We start from the raw sequence: 4,546 nt of genomic DNA, 5'->3' as shown, positions 1-4,546 counted from the left end.
GATCAAATTGTGACTAATACACATATAGATATCCTCATGTTGAGCATTCAGATGATCAAGGCGCTTATCCAGCTCTTCCAGGCGATGCTGAAAGTCTTTCAGTTCAAATAACAATTCCTGAAATAATTGACGGCTCAATGTTGTCAACTCATTCTCCGCATTTTCCAGATGTGCCGGTAAACAATACGCTACCTTGTGAGAGCTTTCCGGCATGGCAATACCATATTCCAGCCCTAATCCGCGTATCTGGTTAATCAATGCTGTTCGGTTTTTCATTAGACGCTGACGAACTCTGTGCAGAGATTGAATATCCTGTTGTTCTATCGTTTTTTCCGGCACCTATCGCATGCCCGGACGACTGTCGGCTTCCACAATGGCAATCGCTCATTCTTGTCATTCTTGCTGCCCATCCTGAAAGGCGTGACATATTGAGGACTGATTTGTTTGACTTCATGCCCAAACTGCTTGAATTGACGGCTCCAGTCATTGGCACTGCCACAGGCTTCCATCACTATCCTTGATGGCGGTTGTTGGGCAATGAAAGCCGTGAGTTTTTCGCGGGATACCATTTTGTTCTGAATCGGTTTCCCTGAAGAAGACACGATATTTAACTGAAAAACTCGCTTTGCCAGATCAATTCCGATAATTTGTTCCATGGGACACCTCTTCATATTTTGCTGATGTATTCAGCATGGCTCACTGAAGCCGATTTGGGGAGGGATGAGTAGAGCTGTCCGGTCACCCAGACAGCCCCCTTCGCAGAACCGGACGTGCGGAACTACCGCATCCGGCTCCCGACAGATCCGTGCCCCCACACATATTCAGCAAGAATTGAACATTGAATGTGTTTTCCATCGAGACGGATAACCCAGCATTTTCAGGATCAGATTCAGTTTCTTCCACGTCAGCCGCCGGCGTCCCCCTTGACGGTTGAACCATCGGTAGATTATTCGCGTACTTTGGTAGATAAACTGCCCGACTCGTCTCTGGTTATCAGAGATACCGTGGTAATTTATCCAGCCTCTGATCACTCTGATGACGGTATTCAGGATAAGCCTTTTGTCAGTCGTATTCAGATTCTTCCAAAGGAAGTCCCTGAGTCCCTTCAATTTGGCTGCAAAACGGTCTTTTCGGCTGGTTAACTTCAGCCGCCAGAAGCCTTTTCGCGTTTTCCCCCAATAACAGGTAAACCCCAGAAAGTGAAACGTCGGCAGGCGTTTTCCAGACTGACTGGCTCTCATTGCTGCTATGTGACCCGCAGGGATTAACTGCGATTTGTCACGGTGCAGCTCAAGACCAAATTTGCTCAGTCTCTTAGGTAACACCTTATAGAAACGTTTGGCTTCGCTGGGATACTGGAAAGTGAATACCATATCATCGGCATACCTCACCATCTCTGCCCGTCCGTGAATATGAGAGTGGCTGATTTCATTAAACCATTCATCTATGACATGATGCAGGTAGATATTGGCCAGTATCGGCGACAGGATTGAACCTAATGCACAGTAAAGATAAATGCGCAGTATGCCAGATTGGGGGCATGGGATCAGGCCATACACCACAAAGAGTAAGCATAATAAATTGAGACATATTCAAATCTGACCAGAATGATTAGGTGGTGCTCCCAAAAATCATATTTTATCTGGAGATTTGAACATGAAAAAATTACCAATCAGAGTGCTTGTCCGCCTGCTTGAGCAGGAACTCATTCGTATGGGATATAAGGAGGCTACCCTCAATTACTATCGCGAACACTGGAAAAGGATCATTGCGTATTTTGACGCTCATGATGTGCGTGCTTTCTCCGAACTCACCGCGATGCAATATGTAGACAAGAAATGCGACTTTTTTGCCAAAGAAAAAGCCGGATTACTGACACAAAGTAATCTCTATCTGTTTCGGATTGTACGAATGATGGGTGACTTCCAGCAACATGGCACTGTACTGCGCCGGTATCATCGTAGCCTTTCCAGAATAAATAGCCCTGAAAATACCGCACTGTTGAGCCAGTTCGGGCAACACTGCAAAAATTGCGGCTACGCGGTTTCTACGACTAAAGGTTACGGCAGAACAGCTGAAAACTTTGTCTCTTTCACCGAATCGCACAACCTGAGCCCTGAAAATCTGACAGCAGAGGATCTCACTGCTTTTGTCAAAACACTGATGGGTTACAGCTATAAGATGGTTGAGTTCGTGCTCTGCGGACTCCGGTGTTTTCTTCGGTTTCTTTATCACGAAAAGAGAATTGCCACAGATTTCTCGGATTCGCTTTCCTGTATGCAGGCACGTAAGCAAACCCCAATACCCTCTGTCTGGAAAAAAGACGATCTGCTCAGGTTACTGGCCGCGATTGATCGCGGTAACCCCTCAGGAAAGCGGGATTATGCCATCATTCTATTAGTCACACGCCTGGGACTGCGTTGTATCGATGTAAAGCATCTGACATTTTCAAATTTTAACTGGACTGAAAACTACCTGGAATTATCACAATCCAAAACCAAAAGGCCGATACGTCTGCCACTGTTAAAAGATGTGGGCTGGGCTGTCATTGATTATCTTCAGAACGGCCGCCCTGTCAGTGATTCACCCTGTGTATTTTTACGACATATTGCCCCCATAACGCCTTTTTCTGATGAAGATCATCTGCACCAGATGATCGTTAAACACATGCGCGTGGCAAAATTGCCTGTGTCTGAAGAGAAAAAAGTGGGAATGCACTCCCTTCGTCACACGCTGGCTACCACGTTGATGGAACAACAGGTACCTGTCGAAGAAATCGCGGATATACTGGGTCATCAAAGTACCCGGTCCACATCAATATATCTGAAAAGCAGCCTGAAACTGCTCTGTGAATGTGCGCTTAGTCCGGAGGTAGAATAATGGACTATTCATCTGCTTTCGCACCGCACATCATTGGATTGATCCAACAGAAGCGGGCTTTAGGGTACAAATATGATCCCCAGCCAGGCATTCTCCGGCGCTTTGATACCTTCTGCAAGGAATGCCATCCGGGTGAAGTTACGATAACCCGGGAGCTCATGCTGGCGTGGGCGGTTCAGCGCCCCGGAGAGCATCCGGCCACTTTGCAGAGGCGTATTACGCCTGTTCAGGAACTGGCAAAATATATGGTGAGACTGGGGGGGGACGCATTCTGCCTGCCAAAAGGCATGATGCCACGGATCCCACGATACATGCCGCACATATACTCAAATAACGAACTGAAGCAGATTTTCATACAGACTGACCATTGCCATTATTGCTCCGGTGTGCCATATCGTCATCTTGTGATGCCAGTATTCTTCCGTCTGCTTTATAGCTGCGGATTACGACTGACAGAAGCACGGTTGCTGAAAGTTGAGGACGTTGATTTAAATGAAGGTGTCATTACCGTGATGAACGCAAAGCTGGATAAACATCGCCAGCTGCCTGTCTCACCTGAAATGCTGGAGCGTCTGAAAGCTTACCGGCAAAGCATCCACTTATTATCCGGTCCGAAAGACTGCTTCTTCCCGGGGCGGGATTCAAAGCCGATGACAAAAGGCAATGTGGAGAAAAATCTACGAAAATTTCTCTGGAAAGCCGGTATATCTCATGGAGGGCGAGGTAAAGGACCACGCGTGCATGACCTCAGACACACTTTCGCCGTTCATTGTCTTCGTCGCTGGGTACTGGAGAAAAAAGATTTGCGGGCGCTTCTTCCTGTGCTTCAGGCCTATCTGGGACACGCATCATTAGGCGATACCGCTTACTACCTTCATCTGACGGCTGATTTATTTCCAACTATCACGGAACAGGTGGAAAGGGTTTTGGGTGATATTATTCCTGACGCAGGAGGCAATGATGAAACCGACTGATTTTGCCAAAAACCTGACAGCATTCTTTACAGGCTATTTACCCGGTGTTAAAAACCTCAGTACACATACCCTATTATCTTATCGTGACGCTTTTCGTTTGTTACTCGTGTTCTGCAAAGATGTCCTGAATATTCCTCCCGAAAAACTGTGTTTAAACAGACTGGACGACCGTCTGATAACCGGTTTTCTGGAATGGCTTGAAAATGAACGAAACTGTTCCATTGCGACGAGAAATCAACGACTGGTCGCCATTCATGTGTTTTTTCGCTATGTTCAGGTACAGGAGCCCGGGCAGCTTCATTTGTGTCAGCGGATTCTACAAATTCCCGGCAAAAAGCATCAGCGGCAGATTGTTCGGCATCTTACGCCGGAACAGACAAAGGATTTGCTTGCGGTTCCAGATCCACGCACTCAGTCCGGGTGTCGGGATATGACACTACTCAGTGTCCTCTATGATACCGGGGCAAGGGTTCAGGAGCTTTGTGATTTACGCGTCCGTGACATTAGACTGGAGCCGCCTGCAATAATAACCCTGACCGGAAAGGGGCACAAAACACGTCATGTTCCCCTTTTAGGCAACACCGTGGCGCTTTTGCGCTCATATATGCAGGAAAATAATCTTTTGCACAACGGAAAGTTGGATTCGCCGCTGTTCATAAATCAGCGTCATACCAAGCTGACCCGCGGTGGAA

At 47.1% G+C, this 4,546-nt stretch carries 5 protein-coding genes and 1 pseudogene; 3 read left to right on the top strand and 3 right to left on the bottom strand.

The features are described 5' to 3' along the window. The 3 genes and pseudogenes from ABLA85_RS11410 to ABLA85_RS11400 all read right to left on the bottom strand — a co-directional run. Positions 1–339, bottom strand: a pseudogene (locus ABLA85_RS11410) (IS110 family transposase); the annotation flags it as partial. Next, complete coding sequence (locus ABLA85_RS11405; RefSeq protein ID WP_367964193.1) at positions 321–656, bottom strand: hypothetical protein; 336 nt, start codon at positions 654–656, stop codon at positions 321–323. The gene ABLA85_RS11405 and the pseudogene ABLA85_RS11410, both read right to left, overlap by 19 nt. A gap of 165 nt (positions 657–821) precedes the next feature. Beyond that, the gene (locus ABLA85_RS11400; RefSeq protein ID WP_367964196.1) at positions 822–1,550 is read right to left on the bottom strand and encodes a reverse transcriptase domain-containing protein; all 729 of its coding nucleotides are present in this window, start codon (positions 1,548–1,550) and stop codon (positions 822–824) included. A gap of 106 nt (positions 1,551–1,656) precedes the next feature. On the opposite strand from ABLA85_RS11400, the gene ABLA85_RS11395 reads away from it, so the two are divergent. From ABLA85_RS11395 to ABLA85_RS11385, 3 genes are all read left to right on the top strand, one after another. Further along, positions 1,657–2,880, top strand: coding sequence for a site-specific integrase (locus tag ABLA85_RS11395; RefSeq protein ID WP_367964191.1), 1,224 nt, complete (start codon positions 1,657–1,659; stop codon positions 2,878–2,880). Positions 2,881–3,038: 158 nt separating this feature from the next. Next, positions 3,039–3,854: a tyrosine-type recombinase/integrase gene (locus ABLA85_RS11390; protein ID WP_367964189.1), complete on the top strand. Its 816-nt coding sequence runs from the start codon at positions 3,039–3,041 to the stop codon at positions 3,852–3,854. Further along, positions 3,838–4,546 (top strand): tyrosine-type recombinase/integrase (locus tag ABLA85_RS11385; protein WP_367964187.1); only part of this gene is annotated, 709 nt, incomplete at its 3' end. The genes ABLA85_RS11390 and ABLA85_RS11385, both read left to right, overlap by 17 nt.

This window comes from Xenorhabdus sp. SGI246 (assembly GCF_040838225.1).
Classification (GTDB): Bacteria; Pseudomonadota; Gammaproteobacteria; order Enterobacterales; family Enterobacteriaceae; genus Xenorhabdus; species Xenorhabdus indica.
This window is presented reverse-complemented; position numbering and strand designations above follow the sequence as displayed.